The sequence below is a fragment of the Polyangium mundeleinium genome, from assembly GCF_028369105.1.
GTDB classification, from domain to species: domain Bacteria; phylum Myxococcota_A; class Polyangia; order Polyangiales; family Polyangiaceae; genus Polyangium; species Polyangium mundeleinium.
Genome location: NZ_JAQNDO010000001.1, coordinates 1,350,068 through 1,370,516 on the forward strand (window position 1 = coordinate 1,350,068; position 20,449 = coordinate 1,370,516).

14 protein-coding genes are annotated in these 20,449 nt (G+C 67.6%); 7 read left to right on the plus strand and 7 right to left on the minus strand.

What is annotated here, in order from left to right:
* Positions 1-29 precede the first annotated feature (29 nt).
* The 3 genes from POL67_RS05635 to POL67_RS05645 all read right to left on the minus strand — a co-directional run bounded on the left by POL67_RS05635 (position 30) and on the right by POL67_RS05645 (position 3,352).
* On the minus strand, positions 30-941 hold the full coding sequence (locus POL67_RS05635; protein ID WP_271916024.1) for a glycoside hydrolase family protein: 912 nt from the start codon (positions 939-941) through the stop codon (positions 30-32).
* Positions 942-949: 8 nt separating this feature from the next.
* The gene (locus POL67_RS05640) at positions 950-2,203 is read right to left on the minus strand and encodes a DUF2403 domain-containing lipoprotein (RefSeq protein ID WP_271916025.1); all 1,254 of its coding nucleotides are present in this window, start codon (positions 2,201-2,203) and stop codon (positions 950-952) included.
* Positions 2,204-2,356: 153 nt separating this feature from the next.
* Positions 2,357-3,352: an AraC family transcriptional regulator gene (locus POL67_RS05645; protein WP_271916026.1), complete on the minus strand. Its 996-nt coding sequence runs from the start codon at positions 3,350-3,352 to the stop codon at positions 2,357-2,359.
* Between the two features lie 58 nt (positions 3,353-3,410).
* Here POL67_RS05645 and POL67_RS05650 point away from each other — a divergent pair, with 58 nt between their 5' ends.
* Positions 3,411-4,499 carry an alkene reductase gene (locus POL67_RS05650; RefSeq protein WP_271916027.1) on the plus strand — a complete coding sequence of 363 codons (1,089 nt, stop codon included), beginning with the start codon at positions 3,411-3,413 and terminating at the stop codon, positions 4,497-4,499.
* A 72-nt stretch (positions 4,500-4,571) separates the two neighbouring features.
* Here POL67_RS05650 and POL67_RS05655 read toward each other — a convergent pair whose 3' ends face one another.
* Together POL67_RS05655 and POL67_RS05660 are read right to left on the minus strand one after the other, a co-directional pair.
* Positions 4,572-5,123 (minus strand): hypothetical protein, encoded by a 552-nt coding sequence (locus tag POL67_RS05655; RefSeq protein ID WP_271916028.1) that lies wholly within the window; start codon positions 5,121-5,123, stop codon positions 4,572-4,574.
* Positions 5,124-5,309: 186 nt separating this feature from the next.
* The gene (locus tag POL67_RS05660; protein WP_271916029.1) at positions 5,310-6,806 is read right to left on the minus strand and encodes a monooxygenase; all 1,497 of its coding nucleotides are present in this window, start codon (positions 6,804-6,806) and stop codon (positions 5,310-5,312) included.
* Between the two features lie 127 nt (positions 6,807-6,933).
* Here POL67_RS05660 and POL67_RS05665 point away from each other — a divergent pair, with 127 nt between their 5' ends.
* The 3 genes from POL67_RS05665 (at position 6,934) to POL67_RS05675 (ending at position 9,257) form a co-directional block, all read left to right on the plus strand.
* Entirely contained in the window at positions 6,934-7,623 is a 690-nt protein-coding gene (locus POL67_RS05665; RefSeq protein WP_271916030.1) for a TetR/AcrR family transcriptional regulator C-terminal domain-containing protein, read from the plus strand.
* A gap of 615 nt (positions 7,624-8,238) precedes the next feature.
* Positions 8,239-8,403 (plus strand): hypothetical protein, encoded by a 165-nt coding sequence (locus POL67_RS05670; protein ID WP_271916031.1) that lies wholly within the window; start codon positions 8,239-8,241, stop codon positions 8,401-8,403.
* A 152-nt stretch (positions 8,404-8,555) separates the two neighbouring features.
* A complete protein-coding gene (locus POL67_RS05675) occupies positions 8,556-9,257 on the plus strand; it encodes an SDR family oxidoreductase (protein ID WP_271916032.1) in 702 nt (233 codons plus the stop codon).
* A gap of 797 nt (positions 9,258-10,054) precedes the next feature.
* Here the strand turns inward: POL67_RS05675 and POL67_RS05680 are convergent.
* Positions 10,055-15,715, minus strand: coding sequence for a sensor histidine kinase (locus tag POL67_RS05680; protein ID WP_271916033.1), 5,661 nt, complete (start codon positions 15,713-15,715; stop codon positions 10,055-10,057).
* 991 nt (positions 15,716-16,706) lie between these two features.
* Between POL67_RS05680 and POL67_RS05685 the strand changes: the two genes are divergently transcribed.
* Genes POL67_RS05685 through POL67_RS05695 form a run of 3 tightly spaced genes read left to right on the plus strand, consistent with a single transcriptional unit; the run spans position 16,707 to position 19,988 of the window.
* Positions 16,707-18,062: a serine/threonine protein kinase gene (locus POL67_RS05685; RefSeq protein WP_271916034.1), complete on the plus strand. Its 1,356-nt coding sequence runs from the start codon at positions 16,707-16,709 to the stop codon at positions 18,060-18,062.
* A complete protein-coding gene (locus POL67_RS05690) occupies positions 18,040-19,035 on the plus strand; it encodes a hypothetical protein (protein WP_271916035.1) in 996 nt (331 codons plus the stop codon). Before POL67_RS05685 ends, POL67_RS05690 begins: the two co-directional genes overlap by 23 nt.
* Positions 19,035-19,988: a formylglycine-generating enzyme family protein gene (locus POL67_RS05695; RefSeq protein ID WP_271916036.1), complete on the plus strand. Its 954-nt coding sequence runs from the start codon at positions 19,035-19,037 to the stop codon at positions 19,986-19,988. The genes POL67_RS05690 and POL67_RS05695 overlap by 1 nt, the downstream gene beginning before the upstream one ends.
* A 4-nt stretch (positions 19,989-19,992) precedes the next feature.
* Here the strand turns inward: POL67_RS05695 and POL67_RS05700 are convergent, their stop codons facing one another.
* Positions 19,993-20,439, minus strand: coding sequence for a hypothetical protein (locus tag POL67_RS05700; RefSeq protein ID WP_271916037.1), 447 nt, complete (start codon positions 20,437-20,439; stop codon positions 19,993-19,995).
* Between the last annotated feature and the right edge of the window lie 10 nt (positions 20,440-20,449).

Consider the following 20,449-nt stretch of genomic DNA (forward strand, 5'->3'; position numbering starts at 1 on the left):
GCACCCTCCAGTCCAATCAAGCGGTCTTGTCACTCGCAGGGCTTCTGGGGCGCGGCCACGTACGCTTGGCCGAGCTCCGTCAATACGCCGTCGTCCCCCAGCAGGCTCGCGTTCGCCACGTTGTCGGGCCGACCGGAGAACCACGCGTACCGCGCGATGCGCGGCTCGTCCTCCAGGTACTCGAGCGCGTCGACCATGAAGTCTTTTTGCTCGGCGAGCGAGCCTGCGTTGTCGCACGCGAACTCGGTCAGCCAGAGCGGCTTGTCGAACCTCGTCTTGTAGGTCTCGATGTGGTTGATGAGCCACCGGGCCTTGTTGGTCCCGTCGCCCTGGCAGGCCGTGTAGATGTGGATGCCGATGTAATCGACGCGGCACCCCTCGCAGGCGGCGAAGAAGTCGTCGAGGTACTTGAAGGGATCCGTCTCCTGGCACGATCCTCCGCAGAAGTTCACGGCGGGCGACACCAGCGCGAGGCCGCGCGCGTCGGCGACCGCCTCCACGTGGGGCCAGAGCGCCGCGGCCTGGGCCGCCGACATATTGGCCTGCTCGCCGAAGTTCGGCTCGTTGAAGCCGAGCAAGAAGTTCACGCCGTCGGGGATCTCTCCGGCGATTTGCGCGGCGCGCATGCTGTCGAGGCCGCCGCCGCCCCACACCATGGGAACGTATTCGACGCCGAGCATCTTGTACACGTCGGGCTTCACGCCCTCGTCCGGCACGTGCGCCCAGTTGTACCACCACGATACCGCTGGCGAGAGCGCCGCCATGTCCGCCTTCGAATGGTAACCGTAGGCGACGCCGCGCTTGCAGCCGGTGGCATGCTGGATCGGCGGCCCGCTGCCGCCGCCCGGGCCCGGAAGCGGCTCGCTCGAGCCGCAGGAAGCCGAGACGAGCGCCGCCATCGCCGCACCCGCCAACCATCGAATTCGTGTGTCGTGAAGCATGGGATCAATCACTCGGGCAAGCGCATCGAGAGCAGCGCGTCGATGGTCGTGCGGGAAAGGCCGCCGGGCAGCGACGGGAGCATCTCCGCGGCCGCGGCAGGGACCTTGTCGGGGTGGATCACCGCGACCTGGATTTGTCGCTGCTTCTCGTCGAGCAGGATCATGAAGTAGCGATCGCCGATGGGCCGGCGCCACACGGGGCAACCGTCCGAAGCGCCGCCGACCGCGATCTCGGGTCCCGTCGTGTAGGCCTTTTTCGCGCAGGCATCGACGACCTCGACGTCGTCGGCGAAGGCGTCGCGATCGCAGCCCTCCCCGCAGACGTTGCCGCCGACGTGGCCGGCCTGGAACGAGCGGACGCCGGTGCTCATGAACTCGCGGTTGCTGTATTGATTGTTGTCCATCACCACCTCGAAGACGTTGATCTCGCCGCAGCCGTCGCCGACCGTGCCCGTCTTCGAGTAGCAATTGCAGAGCCCGTTCCACTTGCGGCCGCCGTCGCGGATGAGCTCGGAAGCCACGAACGCGACCCACGGGCCCGGGTGACCTTGCCCGCCGCCGTCGCATTTCTGCACGCCCGCGTCGTCGAACGTCATCGACGCGAGAAAGACGATGAGCTTCGAGCCCTTCCAGCCGAGGTGGTTGATGCCCGGATCGTTCGGGCAATAATAATCCTTCCCGTCTCCACACGAGAACGGCGTCTCTTGCATGAAGTAATTGACGCAATCCTTTTTCGTGAAGTCGCCCGTGAAGTCGGCAGACGTCGTCTGCCCCTCGGTGACGACGAGGTTCTTGCCGTGGCCGCTCTGCGCGTCCCACGAGGAGACCAAAGGCCACGACGACGGGTCTTCGCCCGGCTGGTAGACCGCGAGCTGCTTGAGGCGGATGGCCTTCAGGATCAAGGTCATCTCCTCGTCGAAGGGCGCGAGCGTGTCGCTCGTCGTGTGCTGCTCTTTCATGCAGCAGTGCCCTCCCCAGGTGTCTGTCCCGTCCTTGTAGGTGCACGCTGGATCGCCGGCCTCGCGGTCGATTCGACGGGGCCACCATCCGGGCGCGCCGACGTTGGTGAACGTCATGGTCCCGCCGCGCGTCGGCGTGCTCGGCTCCGGGGTCTGTGGGCCGGAGCCCGTCGTGCCGGAGCCCGTCGTGCCGCCGCTCCCTCCGGCCCCGTCCGAGGATCCTGCGTTGCCTTGGCCTCCACCTCCGCAGGCACAGGCGAGCATCACGAGAGCAGCGCGAACGAAGAGGGAAGGGAGCCTCATCGAGCAGCAAGTGGATCGGCGCGCGAAAACGGCTCACGGGTGAGACGAAATCGTTCCCGCCTTCGCCCACCTGTCGCGCTCACGTGAGCGCCGGCACCCGGGCGTCGTGCTGCGCTGCGTGTGCGCAAGCGCCTCTAAGGCGCATCGGGGAGATCAGGCCTCATGCCGTTCACCCCGGCGGTGTTCTCGCCGGTATGCGCCTGGGGCCACGCCGCCCCAGCGCTTGAAGGCCCGATTGAACGACGCCTCGCTCTGGTAACCGATGCTCTCCGCGACTTCGATCAGTGGTAGCTCGCTCTCCCGAAGGAACTGGGCGGCCTTCGTCATCCGCCACCGCGCGAGGTACTCGAGCGGGGGCTCTCCGACGAGCGAGCTGAAGCGCGCGGCGAAGCTGGACCTCGAGAGGGCAACGGCCGTCGCGAGACGCTCGACGGTCCAGGGCTCGGCGGGTCTCTCGTGGATGAGGGAGAGGGCCTTGCGGATCTGCGGATCCGCGAGCGCACACAGCCCGTGCTCGTGGCACTGGCGCGCCGCGATGTGCGTCCGGAGTGCCTGCACGAACAGGATGTCCGCGAGCCGGCTCATGATGACGGTCGCGCCCGGGCTTACCGAGGCGCTCTCCGCGATGAGCAGTTGCACGAGGGGCGCCAGCGAGGGGGACATCGCGGGATCGTCCGCGGTGACGTGAATGACGCGTGGAAGCCCCTCGAACAACGGCGTGCGAGGCGCGGCGCCGAGCCGGAAGGTCCCCGCGACCAGGGTGGTGCGGGTCCCATCACCGCCGAGCCGGATCGGCCCTACCCCGCGGGCCCGCTGACATTCACCGTGTCCGAGCATGTGGAGCGGGCTGCCTTCCGCATCGCGCAGCGTGTGCCCTCCGCCGTGCGGAAACAGCGCCAGATCACCGGCGGACAGGACGATGGCTCCCTCGACTTTCTCGACCTCCAGGCGAGCGCTCCCACGCGCGACGATGACGATGTGCGCGCCGGGGCTCTCCGGGAACCGGATTCCCCAGGGAGCACCCAGCTCGAAGCGACCATGCATGAGGGTCGTCAGACGCATCGCGTCCAGCACATCCGCGAGGACGTCGGTTACCGGCTCGTCCACTGGCGCTGGACGATCGGTCAATTTATTTGGACTGGATGCCATGGCACGTCCATAGCGGCCTGCCCATTTTCTGTCCACCAGACCTCAACAAGGAAGAACCATGGCAAACGTTTCGAAGCTCCTGTCCCCCTTCCGCCTGGGCCGCCTCGAGCTGAAGAACCGGCTGGTGATGGCGCCGATGACGCGCAGCCGGGCGCTCGTGGATGGCAACGTGCCCAGCCCCCTGGCGCCGACGTACTACGAGCAGCGCGCCTCGGCGGGGCTCCTCATCACCGAGGCCACCCAGGTCAGCCCCCAGGGCGTTGGGTACATCCGCACGCCCGGCATGCACTCGCCCCAGCAGGTGGCGGGCTGGAGGAAGGTGACGGACGCCGTCCATGCATGGGGTGGAGTCATCTTCGCCCAGCTCTGGCATGTCGGGCGCGTCTCGCACCCGGACTTCCATGACGGCCAGTTGCCTGTAGCGCCCTCGGCGATCGGCTACGAAGGAGAGGTCTTCACGTTCAAGGGCAAGACGCGCATCGTGACGCCGCGAGCGCTCGAGACCGAGGAGATTCCCGGCATCGTCGAGCAATTCCGGCGCGCGGCGGAGAACGCCCGGGAGGCGGGCTTCGATGGCGTCGAGCTGCACGGCAGCAACGGCTACCTGCTGGACCAATTCCTGCGGGATGGCTCCAACCAGCGCACGGACGCCTACGGCGGCAGCATCGAGAACCGGGCACGCCTCCCGCTGGAGGTGGCCCAGGCGGTGGCGGGCGTCTGGGGCGCGGAGCAGGTGGGCTACCGGCTCTCGCCGCAACCGTTCCCCTACGCGGGCATGAAGGACTCCACCCCGGTCGAGACCTTCACCTACATAGCCCGGGAGCTCCGCCGGTTGGGACTCGGCTACCTGCATGTGACCGAGGCCGTGTCGGGCAACGCGGTGCCGAGCGCGGAGCAGCGCATCACCCCGCTGCTGCGCAAGGCCTTCCAGGGCGCCTTCATCGTCAACGGCGGCTACGACGCGCGCGCTGGAGAGGAGGCATTGGCCCGGGGCGAAGCCGATCTCGTCGCCTATGGCGTGCCGTTCCTCGCCAATCCGGACCTCCCGGAGCGTTTCCGGCGCGAGGCCCCGCTCAACCCGCCGGACGTCGCCACCTTCTTCACGGGCGAGGAGAAGGGCTACACGGACTACCCGGCGCTGCGCTGACTCGACACCGGACTCGACCAGGCGCGGCGGCGATGGCGATGGTTCGGTTGGGATGGGGCTGGTTCCAGGTTGTCAGGGACAGGTGCGGTCTGCGGTCATCGTCTGCTTGTTGCCGGCGCAATTGCTCACGCCGGAGAGAAACGCCGGTCCCACAACGGTGTAGTTGTATTCACACGTGAAGTTGTAGTTCGACCAGTTCACCGTGAAGCGGAGCCCTTGCGCATCGACCACCCCATTCTCGACGGGATAACTGATCCCTGCGTAGGACTGGGTGCCCGTCACCTTCCCTTGCGCCTCGTCGAGATCGAGCTGGGTATTGCCCGAGTTCGTTTGGGTGATCCAGCATCCGTCGAGGCCGTAGCCCGGGTCGCCATTCCCCGCATCGGGCGTACCTTGCCCCCCGTCGTCGCCTTGCGGTCCTGCGTCTTCGGCGCCGCCTTCTGGCTCTACGCCTGCGTCGTTCATGATGGGCCCACTGCCGCCCGTCGCCCTGCCGCCACCACTTCCACCGCCCCCCGAGCCTGTGCCCATAGGCTCGGATGACGCGCACGCCACGAGCGTGCAGATTGCGGGGAGCGCAGTCATGGTGAGCGCGGCAGCGCTGAAAAACGAACGCAGGTTCATCGCCATGTGGCGCCTAGGTAGCCGCGCCTCCGACGGACGATCTTGGATGACCACGCCACAGGGTTTGGCATGACCAGACGGAGCCGGCCAAACTTCTTGTGGACCACCCTTTCAAGGAAGCCTGCTTCGACTTGCCCGCGGGCTCGACCCTTGGAAGCAAGTCGACTCCAAAATCAACGAGACCGCTCATCGAGCGTGCCCGCACCAGTGCGCGAGCGCAGCCCGGAGACCGTCGAGGCGCGTCGTGCGCCTTTCGCCGTCGCTCGCCCAGGCGACGTGCCCGTCCGGCCTCACCAGGAGCGCATCGATTACAGATAGATCGGTCTGCGGGGCCGCGACCTTGGCCTGGATGACGTCGATGCGATCGCCCCACGCCTCGCTCGCGGCCTGGAGCTCTGCGTCGTCGGCGAAATCGAGCAGCACATACCGACCCGCGTGCAAGAGCTCGTGAAGGCGCGCCGCGCCGCGGCCCGTCTCGAGCGCGCGGTTGGGCGCCCTCTTGCCGACCCATGCGTGTGCCGACGCGCCCTCGGCAGGAGGATAAGCGATGTCGATCGCGCTGATCTGCCCGGCGAGGCGCCGGTTCACGGCTTCGATGCCGAGCAGGTCGCTCATCATCTCGCGGAGGGCCAGGCCGGGATCCGAGACGTCCATCAGCCTGATCTGGGCCTCCGTATTGCGCACGAGGGCGCGGCCGACGGGGTGTCGCTCTTCGTGGTAGCTGTCGAGAAGGTGGGGCGGCGCCCAGCCTTTCACGGCGGCAGCGAGCTTCCAGCCGAGGTTCATCGCGTCCTGCAGACCGACGTTGAGCCCCTGGCCGCCGGCGGGGAAATGGATGTGCGCGGCGTCGCCCGCGAGAAAGACGCGCCCTGCGCGATATCGCTCCGCGAGCCGCGTCGCATTGCCGAAGCGCGACAGCCAGCGAGGGTCGCGCATTCCGAAGTCCGTGCCGAGGATCCGCTGCACGGAGCTCCGCAGCTCGTCCAGCGTGACCGGCTCGGACCTATCCGCGTGCATCCTCCGAGGATCGAATACGACGAAGCGGTAGCCTCCGTCGCCGAGAGGAACCACCATCACGCCGCCGTGCGGGCCCACGCGGGAGCCCGGACGGGCAGGAGGCTCCGCGACCTCGACGTCGCCGAGGAAAGCCGTCAGCGTCGTCTCGCTCCCCGGAAAGGCGATGCCGATCGAGCGGCGCACCACGCTCGCCGCCCCGTCGCAGCCCACGGCGTAGCTTGCGCGTTCGTCGCGCAGGCCCTCGGGGCCCTGGACCCGCAGCGCGACGCTCCCTTCCCGCTCCATGATCTCGACGACCGCGTGGCCGCGCAGGATCTCGGCGCCCAGCTCGCGCGCCCGCGCCTCCAGGAGCTCCTCGCTGCGGGCCTGGGGCAGGAACAGCGTGTAGGGGTGCTCCGTGTCGAGGCGCGAGAAGTCGAGCCGGGTGTCGAGCATCGCGAAATGCCCCGTGGGGATCGGGACCCCGCGCTCCAGAAAGCGGCCCACGATCCCGCGCTGGTCGAGAATCTCGATGCTGCGCGGGTGCAGCGTGAGCGCGCGCGACTGCTCCATCCGCGCCGTCCGCTGCTCCAGCACGCGCACCCGGACCCTCGCGAGCGCGAGCTCGCACGCCAGCATCAGCCCGACCGGACCTGCGCCCACGATCACCACGTCCGTATCCACCATCACGGAACCTCCAGGTCTCTAACTCTAACAACGTTAGAGTAACTCGAACGGTGTTAGAGTCAAGGCGGCGGCGCGGGCTCGTCCTCCCGCCTCGGGCAAGCAAGGAAGAAAAGAACGGGGAACTGCGATGCGACTACGACGCGAGCTGGTGGTTTCGACGGCGCTGCGCCTCCTGGACGAGGTCGGGCTCGACGCGCTGACGATGCGCCGGCTCGGGCAGGAGCTGAACGTGCAGGCGGCCACGCTCTACTGGCATGTGAAGAACAAGCAGGAGCTGCTCGACGCCATGGCGGAAGCCATGCTGGCGGACTGCGTGGCCCGCGCCCCGGAGGGGCTCACGTGGATGGATCGGGCGGCCAACATGGCCGAGCGGCTCCGCCGGGCGTTGCTCGCGCACCGCGACGGAGCGCGGGTCTTCGCGGGGACCTACGTAACGCAGGAGAACACGCTCCGCTTCGCGGACACGTGGGTCGGCGCGCTGCGTGAGGCAGGGCTCTCGCCGCGCGCCGCCGCGTGGGGGACCTGGACGATGGTCTACTACACGATCGGCTTCACCCTCGAGGAGCAAGCCCTGGCGCCACTTCCCGGTACGGAGGGCGGCAGGGTCGATCCGGAGCACCTCCGGGCGGCGCTCGCCCGCGGCGCGTACCCGCACCTCGGGCAGGCCTCCACGCATTTGCTCGATGCCGACCTCGATGCGCGGTTCCGCTACGGGATCCAGCTCATTCTCGCGGGCCTCGAAGCAGCGCCGAGAGACGAGCCATCAGATCCGGCGCCCGAGGGCCCGCGCCGGCGGCCGCCCCGCCGGAGCCGGTGAGCGTTTCTCTGAAGTGTACGATTTGGGTGTCCCTTTCGGGCGCCCAACCCAATCCATAGAACGTGACCCGACGATCCGACACCCCAGATGATCCTCGCGAGCTACTCGCGCAGCTTGCGCTCCGCGTGCCGGGATGGTTGGCTCGAGGAAGATTTCACGCGGCGGATCAAAGAGGAAGATGCGCGACAACGGCATGGTCGTCCTGCCCTTCGCGGTGGACGGGCTGTTCGCGTTCCTGCGCGCTCGCACGGAGCACGTTCCGGAGGAGCTGCGGGAGCGGCTTCGCGCCGTCGTCGAGCAGGGCTCTGGATCAACGGGACCGGAAACGCCCGCGACCGCGCCGGACGGCGAAGCTCCAGGCACCGGGCAGGCCGGGCCGGACGTGGCGTCGTTTCTTGGAGGAAACATCACAGGCGGGATTGTCGGAGCGGTCGTCGTTTATCTCCTCATGCGTCCCGCGGCGGTCGTGCCAGAGGCCACGAGGAGCCACCTCGACGAGCGCATTCCCCCGGCTGTTGCCGCTTCGCCGACAGTAGCGCCATCATCACCTGCGCCGCCGCCGAGCCCGCCGAGTTCGATGCCGCGTCCTGCGGATCCGGTGACCGAAGCTCGGCCTTGCTGAATCGGGCGGTGGGTGCGCTGGAGCAAGGCGACATCGCGGACGCACGGGCGGCGTTCGAGCGGTACGATCGTCGGTTCCCGTCGAACCCGTTGCCCAAGGTAAGAGCGTTCGTCCTCGGCGAGCTCGTCAGGGCCGAGCGGACCCGCCGCGCTCCCTGATCGGGAGCGTTAGCGGCCACGGGGCTGGGTTGACAGGTACATATGATGATCATAATATGATGGTCGTAATATTCGGCTGCCTGGCGCGGACGCCGACACCCCGACTCATGCTGCCAGAAGTAAGAAACACAACCATCACCCGGATAGTGACCATGAACATCCAGAACGCGACCGTCTTCATCACCGGCGCCAACCGCGGTATCGGCTTGGCCTTCGCCAAGGCCGTCCTCGAGCGCGGAGCGCGCAAGGTCTACGCCGCCGCGCGGAACCCCTCGAGCATCGAGCTCGCAGGCGTGACGCCCGTGAAGCTGGACGTGACCTCGCCCGAGGACGTGAGCGCCGCGGCTGCGGCTGCGACCGACACCACGCTCGTCATCAACAACGCCGGCATCGCCACATTCGGAAGCTTCAACACCCCCGAGGCCGAGACCGTGCTGCGCCGCCACCTGGAGACCAACCTCTTCGGTGTGCTCCGTGTCAGTCAGGCGTTCGCGCCCGTGCTTTCGCGCAACGGCGGCGGCGCCTTGCTCAACGTGGCCTCCGTCGCAAGCTGGCTCTCTGCCCCGACCCTGGCCAACTACGCTGTGTCGAAAGCCGCGCTGTGGAGCTTGAGCAACGCGCTACGCAACGACCTGCGCCCGCAGGGCACCCAGGTGCTGACGCTGCACATGGGCTTCGTCGACACCGACCTGACCCACGGCATCAGCGCGCCCAAGGCCACTCCCGAGGACATCGTCGCCCGCGCCCTCGATGCGCTGGAAGCCGGCGAAAGCGAGGTGCTGGCCGATGAACGCACCCGCGAGGTCAAGCGCAACCTGAGCGCAGAGCCCGCGATCTACCTGATCCCGCGTTGACGCCCACGGTCGCCACGGCAACCACCACCGCCCCCACCACCGACGCTGCCCACTCTACGGTCTCCATTGTGCTCGCGCTGATCACCGGGCTTTTGTGCTTGGGCGTGGATACCCGGCCAGCCGCGCGAGGGACCTGACCATGACGGGGTGAACATGATGCTCGCGGCGCCCCTCACGCCGCCCCCCCATCCTCGCTCCCTCATCCCCTTCCTCATTAACGTTCCCAATCCCCCTGGGGACGCTGATTGAAGACATCCAGCCGCGAACAGGGCCCACACGTTCGCGGAACCCTCCACCCCAAACCGCTTCTCTTCGGGCGTCTCGATCGGCGTGAGCAGTACACTGTCGCGGCTGTAGGCGCAGCCGTAGACCTTCACGGTCTCGTAGCTGCGCTTGCTGTTCGTCACGGTCATCGGTCCGCCGCACGGACCGCAGCGGAATGGAGTCGTGGTAACGGGTTGGTAACGCGGGCGAGCGGACCTGTCTTGAGCCGAGGAACGACCACCCCCTTCAGCGCCATCGGCCCAGCATGGGAATGACGATGCCGAGCCCGCGCAGCATGAAGTCGCCCAGCTTGCGGTAGCGCGGCGGCTGGCTCGCGCCTAGCGCAGTGAAGATTCGCTCGACCATCGCGCGGCTCGAGATGGCCTGCGCGGCCGGCAGGTGTCGCTGGGGAGACGAGATGAACAGAGCTCGCTCGGTCGTTTTCGCATCTTGGCCCTTTTGGCTGACTACGCAACGAATGTGGCCGACGCTATCTGGAACCGCGCGTTGCTCCTCGTGATGTACCTCTCGGTCTACGACATCAGTCCGGTCAAGGCCGGCCCGGCGCAAGGGAGTTTAAGGGTGAAGGTGGCTCCCACACCCGGCTCGCTCTGGACACGGAGCGTGCCCCCGTGCGCCTCCGCGATCGTCCGGCTGATGTACAGGCCGAGCCCAAGCCCGCCGTAGTTCTTGGATACGGCGCGCTCGAAGCGCTCGAAGATCCGGCCCTGCCTCGCTGGGTCGATACCGATTCCATGATCCGTCAGCGCGAGCCACGCTGTCCCGGCCTCCTCGCCGAGGGAGATCTCGATGGGCTTGCCGGCCCCGAACTTGATCGCATTGGAGAGGAGGTTGGTGACGATCTGCTCGACGCGGGAGCGATCCCAATGGCCCACGATCGGGGCGCTGTCCCGGACCGAGACCGCACACCTGGCCCGCGCCAGATCCAAGGTGAATTGCTCGACCACGTTGCGGGTGAGGGCCCCGAGGTCGACGTCCTCCGGCTCCAGGGGGAGCCGTTCCGCGTGAATTCGCGAGACATCCAGAAGATCATCGTTCAGCCGAGCCAGGCGCGCCCCTTGCCGCAAGGCGCGCTCGACCAGCTTGCCCACGGCTTGCCCGTCGGAGGGTCGACCCGATTGGATGGCCCTGCTCATCGACTGCAACGCGAGCGTGAGAGACGTTATCGGCGTGTTGAGCTCGTGCGAGGCCACCGAGAGGAACTCGTCCCGCACGCGGATGGCCTCCTGGGTCTTGCGGTAGAGGCGCGCGTTGTCGATCGCGGTCGCGGCCCGGCGCGCCACTTCCTGGACCAGCGTGAGGTCGGCGTCCCCATAGCGGCGCCCCGGCGCGGACGAGGCGATGCTCAGCACCCCGAGCGTTTGCCCCCGCGCCACGAGCGGCACCGCCAAGCCCGTCCGCGTCCCCAGCGCGCGGATGAGCCCCGCGTGCGCGTCATCATCACAGGTAGCCCGGATGTCTTCGACGGAGAGCTCGGGAAACAGGAGCGCCTTTCCTGTCCGCAGGACCATGGCAGCCGGGTGCGGCGAATCCCTCCGAGGAGGGTAGCGCTGCTTCAGCTCCTCGAGCAGCGGCTCCTTCGCGGGGTCCTTGTGGGCCCCGGCGATACGCCGGATCTCTTCACACTCCACGATATCGATCACGCACCAATCGCAGAGCGAGCGCACGCAGAGCCGCACCAGGCGGGCGAACGTCTCTTCGCAATCGAGCGACTCCGACAGGATGACCCCCGTCTCGGCCAGGAAAGCCGCGCGCCGCTCCGCCTCCTCGGCCGCCGCCCGCGCTGCCTGCTCCTTGCCGTGGAGCAGCGCCTTCTCCATGGAAATCGCCGCCTGCGTGGCGAGGAGCTCCAGGGCGACGAGCCGGTCGAGCGTGAAGGCACCGGCGAGGAGGTTGTTCTCGAGATAGAGGAAATGGATCACCTCGGCCGGCCTCAGGATGGGCATGCAGAGGACGGATTTGGGCTTGTGCCGCGCGAAGTAGTCGTCACCCGAGAACTTCCCTGCATCGGAGGCGGCGTCGCCGAGGATGACGCGCTCCCTCGTCCGCTGCACGTAGTGGACGAGCGACACAGGGACGCGCTGTGAGACCTCCACCGGCGAAGTCTGGCGGAAGCTCGTCACCTCCCCTCTCTCTTCGAGGGCGGCCTCCGCTTCGATCGAGAGGCTTTGGCCCTGACACAGGATGAGGCAAGCCCTCTGCGCGCCGCCCTGCTCGAGGACGACCTCGAGCAGCGTGCGTACCAGTTTGTCGAGGACGATCTCGCTCGAGATGGTCTGCGAGGCCTTGGTCACCGAAAGCAGGTCGAGCTGCTCGGGTCGGGCCGCGAAGGTGGCGGTGGGCGCGATCGGCTTCGTTTCCAGCAATCGGGGGTAGCGCTGGTCGAGCTGCAGCACCTTGCCGTCGGCGCCCCAGCGAAGATAGCGAGCGCGGGCCTCGCGCAGGTAGGTGTCGGCGAAGAGCTCGAAGCCTCGCGCACGGTAGAAGCGCGCGGCCGTCTCGTAGGCGACCGCCTCGTTGTGGACGAAGCCATTGTCGCGCGCGGAGCGGATGGCCTCCTCGTAGAGGCGCTCGGCGTCGAGGTGCCGCCCTTCGATGCGCGCGATCTCTGCGCCGACCAGCGCGGCGCGGTTCCGGAAGTTCTCGGGGCAGTTATCGGCCCACACCGCGAGCGGCTCGTGGTGGGCGACGAGCTCCGTGAGGTGCCGGGGCCGCTCGTCGCCAGGCGTCGTGTCGAGGTGCGCTGCCCGCGCGAGCGCGCCATAAAAATGGTATTCGGCCTGCTCGAAGCAGGATGGCAACGTCGAGAGGAGCCGCTCCGCCTTCGACGCGGCCTCGACCGCGGAGGCGAAAGCGCCCGCGAAGAAGCGCGCCTGCAGCTTGCGGATCCAGTACCAGCAGGTGGCGATCGAGAGGCGCGGATCGTTCTCCAGGTGCCGCTCGAACCGGCCCTCGTCGAACTCGGCGTCGTTGAAGGAGGCGAAATCCGGCGTCTTGCCCCGAAGAACCCGGATGAGCACGCGCTGTCCGGTGATGGAGTCGACGACGTGACCGAACTTCGCCTTCTGCACGAACTCGAGCGCGTCGTCGGCCTCTCGCTGCACCTCGCCGAGCGGATCTCCCGCAGCGAGCAGGAGCGTCAAGGATTGGTTGCAGGCATAGGCCGCATACGTGAGATCGCCGGTCTCCTGCGCCGCGGCGAAGGCGCGCCGCAGCCACTCGAGGCCAGTGCGGAGGTGCTTCGACCATGGATTGATGCTCTTGCCGAAGAGCAGGTAGACGCGGGCCTTGAAGCGGAGCAGCCCGCGGTTCTCCAGCAGATCGAGGCCGAGCTTGCCGAAGCGGAACCCCGTCGGATAGTCGCCGAAGAGCGGTCCAAGGACGGTGCCGAGCCAGCCATAGGCGAAGCACGACGCGTCGCTATTGCCATGCTCGAGGCTGATGTTCGCCATGCGAGCAATGACGATGCAGCTCAGGTTCTTGTCGATGAAGTGGGCCGGGGGCGCGAGCATCGTGAGGACGTCCATCGTCGCCCGCCAGCGCGGATCCGAGAGCGACGGCAGATCGATGAGCCCCTCGATCGGCCGTCCCCCGAGCTGTCGCCACATCCGCTCGTATTCTCGCTGGACCTCTTCCGCCGTCGGGTGCGGCGACCACTCGATGTCGATGAGCCGGAGGTACTGGAGGCCAGCGTCGACGGCGCGGTCGGTCCGATCCTGGGTGGTATAAAGGTTGAGGCGCGCGCACGTGACGACCGCGAGGTCAATGAGGTTCCCGGCGCGGCGCCAGAGCGTCGAAAGCCGCTCTTCCGCGGACGTGAGCTCGCCCGTCAAATACTCACACTCGGCCCGGTGGAGCTCGAGCGCGAAGACGAGCTCGTACCGCCGGTCCCAGGTCTCCTCCGGGAGGAGCGTCGAGCCGGCAGCCAGGTACTTCAATGCCGAGGCGTAGGCCGCGTTCGCCTTGGCGCGCTTGCCCGCGACGAGGTTGAGCTCAGCCACCCGCTCGCTCTCCTGCCGCGACGTGATCAGCGCGGCGCCGAGGTCGAGCTGGTTCACGATCTCGAAGATCTTCTCCTCGAACTCGTCGGGCGCCGTACGCGCCGAGAGCAGCCGGCCTATCTCCAGGTGCATCGCCGCCCGCTCGCCTGCGGGGATGAGCGAATAGGCCGCCTCCTGGACACGGTCGTGGAGAAACTTGTACGTGCCGCCCATGCGGAGGATCAGCCCCGCGCGGACGGCCTCCCACAGGTCCGCATGCAACGCCTCCTCCGAGCGGCCGCGGACCGTCGCCAGGATGGTGACCTCCGCGGTGTTTCCCAGACAGGCGAGCTGCTTCAGCGCATGCTGGGCGCATTGGGGAAGCCGCACGAGCTTCCCGACCATCAGGGCAACCACGTTGTCAGTGAAGCCCTTTTCGCGGATCTTCGCGGAGTCCCACCGAAAGGCACCGGCGCGCCCGTCGAACTCGATCAGGCGCTCTTCGTGGAGCGCGGTGAGGAACTGGATCGCGAAGAAGGGGTTGCCGGCCGTCTTCTCGTGGACGAGGCTCGCGAGCGGAGCGGCGTCTTCGCAGGGGCAATGGAGCGTATCGCTGACGAGCGCGGCGAGGCACTCCCGGGAGAGCGGGCCGAGCACGATGTCCGAGACGCGCACGCCCTCCTTCCGCATCTTGTCGAGCACCCGCACGAGAGGGTGCGAGGCGGTCACCTCGTTGTCGCGATACGCGCCAATGACGAGGAGGTGGCGCGTCTCTGGGTGGGTCATCAGATCCTCGAGGAGCCCGAGGCTCGCCGAGTCGGCCCACTGCAAATCGTCGAGGAAGACCGCGAGGGGGTGCTCCTTCCGGGTAAACACCCCGACAAAATGCCGGAACACCATGTGGAAGCGGTTCTGCGCCTCGGCGAGGGGCAGCTCCGGGACGGACGGCTGCCGGCCAATGACGAGCTCGACCTGGGGGATTACGTCGACGATGAGCTGGCCGTTCATCCCGAGGGCGGCCCGCAGCCGCTGCCGAAAGGTATCGATCCGGTCCTCGCTCTGGGCGAGGAGCTCGAGCACGAGTTCGCGTAGCGCCTGGACGATCGTGACGTAGGGAATATCGCGCTTGTACTGCTCGAACTTCCCCGAGACCAATGAGCCCCGCTGCCGGAAGATCGGCTTGTATAGCTCGTGCACCAGGGCCGATTTACCGACGCCCGAGTAACCGGAGACCAGCACGATTTCGGGTGTCCCGGTGGCGACCACCCGCTCGAAGGCGCCGAGGAGCGCGGCGAACTCCTCCGCGCGACCGTAGAGCTTTTGGGGCGTCTGAAAACGATCCGCCACGTCTCGCTGACCCAGAGGAAAGGGCTCGATCCGGCTCGTCGATTGCCACGCCGTGAGGCAGCGCGCGAGGTCGTGCCAGAGACCGGCCGCGCTCTGGTAGCGCTCCTCCGCCACCTTGGAGAGCAGCTTCATGACGATGGCCGACAGCACCTCCGGCACCGACGGCACGACCTCCCGAGGAGGCGAGGGCGACCGCGCGATGTGGCAATGCACCCACTCCAGAGGATCCTTCGCCTGGAAGGGTAGCCTGCCCGTCAGCATCTCGTAGAACGTCACGCCGAGGGAGTAGAGGTCCGAGCGGTTGTCGATCACCCGGCTCATCCGCCCCGTCTGCTCTGGCGACATGTAGGGCAGGGAGCCCTCGATGAGGCGGAGGGGCTGCGCGGCCTGCTGCTCGCGGGGAAGCCGGGAGGCGATCCCGAAATCGACGATCTTCACCTCGCCGGTCGAGGGATTGACGAGGATGTTTGCCGGCTTGAGATCCTTGTGGACGACGTTCTGGCCGTGGACTTCCGCGACTGCCTGCGCGATGGAAACGGCGAGAGGGAGAAACCTCTCCACGCCCATCGGTGCTCCGAGGAGGCGGCAGAGCGACTCGCTGCCAGTATCCTCCATGACCAGGGCGGGCATGCCCTCGAGCGTCTCGAGCGCGAGGGGCTTCGCGACCGCCAGGATGTCGAGCTTCCGGCCAATCTCGTACTCGTTCTTCAGGCGCACGAGATCCCTCGGCCGGCACCGCCTCGGATCGAGCGTCTTGACCACCACCGGACGGTGATCGCTATTCCTGAGTCCGCGATGAAGGGCGACTCCGTTATTGTCGAAAAGCAGCTCTGTCAGAGTGTACATGCCACGCCCTGGGCTTCCGGAAGGCGCACCACCTCTCCTTCCCCCCGCGCGAGAAGCGCCACCGGCATGAGTCTCCTGGTCCAAGCCCCGACCCACCGATGACCCTGCACGTTCAGGATGTTACCATGACAGACGGGGGAAGCCGTCCTCATCGTGCACGTTATTATACCGTAGCAGCAGTACCTTGTCGCGTAAACGGGCCTTGATGCCTTATGTGCCAGCCGAGCCTTCGTCCTGAACCGGCCGGCAGTCTGGCCGATGACGGCGATCGTCGAGGAGTGGATGTATCCGCCGGGCCCGCCGGAAGATGACCGGCGGCCTTGCGGGCCGTCTCCGCGTCGCGGCACGTGGGTATAGGCAATGCGATAGCCCCTGCATTCGCCAGTACCGGGTGCTCTCGCGCGGCGATATCGCCGGCGTGGTTTCGGGGACCGGCTTCAGCAGAAGGACGCCGGGCGGGATCAACAAGACGTTTGGACATGGGCTTCCCTTTTCATCGGTTGCGTTTCCGTTCGGGCGCGTGCACCGGGGCAAGCAATACGGCCGCGTCCCGGGCATCACGGCCCTCGTCCGCCGCAGCCTGGGGAGCGACCTATGCAATCGATCGTGGACACGAGCGCACCCGTGGACAGGCACCTGCTCGCGGCGCGGAGCGCGGCTCGCTGGCCGGGCGCCTGTTCGTGGGGTTGTCGATCTTCGCGAGCGCCATCGTGCCGCCGTTCATCTGGTTCAACGCCGATCACGCGAACAGCCCCGCATGGCACGCGCTGGGGGGCTCGACGACCTGATCCTCCCGGGCCGGGGCGGGCGCACAAAAGCACTTGACATTCGCGAACCCCTTTGCGCTTCCTAGTCCTCGATACCGCTCCACGCATCCAGCGTCGGACCGGCGGCGGGGCGCGCAGCAGGAAATCAACGGCTGCTAGGACGAGCAGACGGTTTCGGTTATTGTTAGGGTATCCGCCAGGCGGCGAGCCGTGGCGGAAGGTGCATGAGCGCGCTTACAGAAGGCAGCATCATCGCCGGCCGATACCGGCTCGGTCGCCCGCTCGCGAAGGGCGGCATGGGCTCCGTCTTTTTCGCGGAGCATCTCCAGCTCCGCACCGGCGTGGCCATCAAGCTCATGGCGCCCGAGCTCGCCGCCTCCGCCGACGCGCGCGCACGCTTCGAGCGTGAGGCGCAGGCGTCCGCGGTCATCAAGAGCCCGAACGTCGTGCAGGTGTACGACTACGGCGTGGAGGGCGACTGCCCGTACATCGTGATGGAGCTGCTCGACGGCGAGGACCTCGAGCGCCGGCTCGTCCGCGTCGGGCGTCTCTCGCTCGCGGCCACGATGGACATCGTGCAACAGGTCTGCAAGGCCCTTCGTCGCGCGCACGAGCTGGCGCTCGTGCACCGCGATCTGAAGCCCGCGAACCTCTTCTTGTCGCGCCACGACGACGAGGAACTCGTCAAGATCCTCGACTTCGGGATCGCGAAGGCGAAAGGTCCGGTGCTCGCTGGAAACGCCACCAGGACGGGCACGCTGATCGGATCGCCGCAATACATGAGCCCGGAGCAGGTGCGGCGCGGGAAAGATGTCGATCCCCGCAGCGATCTGTGGTCGCTCGGGGTGATCGCCTACCGCTGCGTGACGGGCCGGCTGCCGTTCTCCGGCGAAGAGCTCGGCGATCTCCTCGTCGAGATCTGCACGGACCCGATCCCTGCCCCATCGAGCATCCACGGCGCTCTCGGCCCCGACGTGGACCAGTTCTTCGAGCGCGCGCTGGCACGCGACGTAGGCAAGCGATTCCAAAGCGCGGGCGAGTTCGCCGACGCGTTCGCGGCGGTGGCGAGGGGCAGCGGGCCAATCCCGATGAGCACCTCGTCGCAGAATAACGCGCTCGGCCCGCCGCCGGAGCCGAGCGCAGCAGCCGTCAGCGCGCCGGAATCAGCTTCGGGGGCGGGCGGAACGCTTTCGCCCTCGGGGCTCAGCCTCGCGCAATCGCCGGCGAGCAAGCCGCGCACGATCGCGGTGGCGGTCAGCATCGCTCTTGCTGCCGGCCTCGCCGTCGGGCTGGGCGCGTTCGCGTGGTCGCGCGCCTCGGCCCCGAGCGCGCCTGTTTCCAATCCGGAAGGTGAAGGAAACCGTCCGGCGTCTTCCGAGCCCAGTCCCGCCGGAGCCGAGAGCGCCGCGGCGTCCGCGAGCGCCACGGCGTCCGCGAGCGCCACGGCGTCCGCGAGCGCCACGGCGTCCGCGAGCGCCACGGGGGGGGGCGCAAAGGCGCCGCCCGGAAGGCCCGTCAAGGGCGGGGTCCAGCTGAAAAAAGGGACCAAGACAGGCCATGATCCGCTCGACCATCAGTGAAGCCGCGCGCCGCGGGGCACGCTTCCGGCCAGCCGTGGTATGGGTGACATGGGCGATCGTCACGGGTTCGGCCGCGGCGCACGCCGAGCCCGTGAAATCGGATCCAGCGGCCGCGGAGGCGCTGTTCAAAGCGGGCCGCGACCTCGTCAAGAAGGGTGACTATGCTGCGGGCTGCCCCAAGTTCGAGGCTGCGCTCGAGCTGAATCCATCCGCCGGTACGATGCTCAACATCGCCAGGTGCCACGAGCATGACGGCAAGCTCGCCACCGCGTGGGAGGACTACCACCGCGCACAGACATTAAATCGCGAGACGGCGGGAGCTGCGCGCAAGCGGGAGCTCGACGACATCGCAAACCAGGGGATCAAGGACCTGGAGCCGCGCCTGCCCAGGCTGAGGGTCGTCGTCACCGCGCCTCCTGCCGGAATCGAAGTCTCGCGGGACGGCAAGGATTTGCCGAGCGCCGCGTGGGGTGAGGCGCTCCCCGTCGATCCGGGCAAACACGAGGTCAGCGCGCGGGCCCCGGGCCGCAAGCCTCGGACGGTCGAGGTGACACTCGAAGAAGGCAAGACGAGCACGGTCGAGATCGCGTTCGAGGTCGACACGACGCCCAGGGGCGGTGTCCCCGTCTGGGCGTGGATCGCCGGCGGCGCCGGGCTCGCGCTCGCGGGCGTCAGCGTCTATTTCGTCTATGACAATCAGGCCGCGATCGACGCCCTGCATAAAAACTGCGACGCGAGCTACAATGGCACGTACTGCGCCTCGGGCTACGACTACCGGGCGGACAACGGGCGCAAGAACCTCGATTTCGGCCTCGCCCTGGGGCTGGGCGGCGCAGGCGTCCTGGCGCTTGGCGCCGCCGTCTATGGGATCGCGACAGCGCCTCGCTCGAAACCGGCCGAGCCGCAGGGCGTCGCGGTGACGCCCTGGGTCGCTCCCGGCGCAGCCGGAGCATTGATTTCCGGGAGATTCTGATGGCTACTTCGAAGTGGTCTCTCCTGTGCTCCCTTTCCCTGGCAGTGGGGCCGGCCGGTTGCATCGCCGACGTCGTGCCGAACTCCTCGCTCGCGAGCTGCACGGATCTGGCGGCCACGTGCGGGCCCAGGAGCGACGAGATATGCTGCGCGAACTCGCTTGTCACGGGGGGGGAGTACGAGCGCCTCGACCTGGACCAGAACAAGTCTTACCCGGCCACGGTGAGCGACTTTCGGCTGGATCGCTTCGAGGTGACGGTCGGGCGGTTTCGAAGGTTCTTGCGCGAGTATCCTGGTAATATTCCGGCCGCGGGCGAGGGGGCTCATCCGAACATAGAGAACAGCGGGTGGTACGATTCCTGGCCGTTACCGCAGGACCAGGCCGAGCTCACCGCTTCTTTGAAGTGCAGTCAATACTACCAGACCTGGACGGACGTGCCCGGCGACGGTGAACACAAGCCCATCAATTGCGTCAACTGGTATGTCGCGTTCGCCTTTTGCGCCTGGGATGGCGGCCGATTGCCGACCGAGGCCGAGTGGAACTATGCAGCGGCCCGCGGCAGCGAAGAGACGAATTACCCGTGGGGGAGCGCCGCGCCGGACGATGACCATGCGGTGTATTGCCCGAATTACTCGGAGGTGGATCAGGGCTGTCCGACCGCGACGCTCGCCGACATCTCGGACGTCGGCTCCAGGTCTCCCGCGGGCGATGGGAAATGGGGACAATCCGACCTGGCTGGCAACATGCGCGAGTGGACCCTCGACTTCCACGACGCGTACCCGGACAATTGCGACGATTGCGCCAACCTGACGAATGTCATCGGGGGCCGCGAGGCGCGCGGCGGCGACTGGAACAACGACGCGACGAGCCTGAGCTCGTTTTTCCGGATCGCCTACGACCCTACGGCTGCGACGAGCTGGGTGGGGTTTCGCTGCGCTCGCCGGCCGCGCTGAGGTATCAGGGCGCGTTGCACATGATGATGTGCTCGACGGCGTCGATGAGGATCTGCTCCACCCGCGGTGCCCCGATGGCTGCGGCGTCGGCGAAGCGTTCGAGATCGAAGGGCGGCGGGTTGACCTCCAGATAGGCGAGGATCTGGAGCGGATATCCTTTCCAGCGGATCACGCAGAAGCCGACCACGTTTCGGCTCCCCGTGGCCCCGCGGAGGCCGAGGGCGAGCTCGATGCTCGGGGTGTCGTGCCCTTGATCGAGGAGGATCCGGGCCTCGTGCCCGGCACGCCGGAGCTCGGCCGCGAACTCCTCCATCTTCGGCCGGAGCAGATCGTCGCGGAGGGCCGCGAAGCTCCGGAGGAAATCGGCCTCGTCCGGCGTCCGCCCCTCGGCGATGCGCCGCGCGTAGCGCGCGGTGAGCCGCTCGAGGCGGAGGCGGTTCTGCTCTTTCATGCGCTGCGTC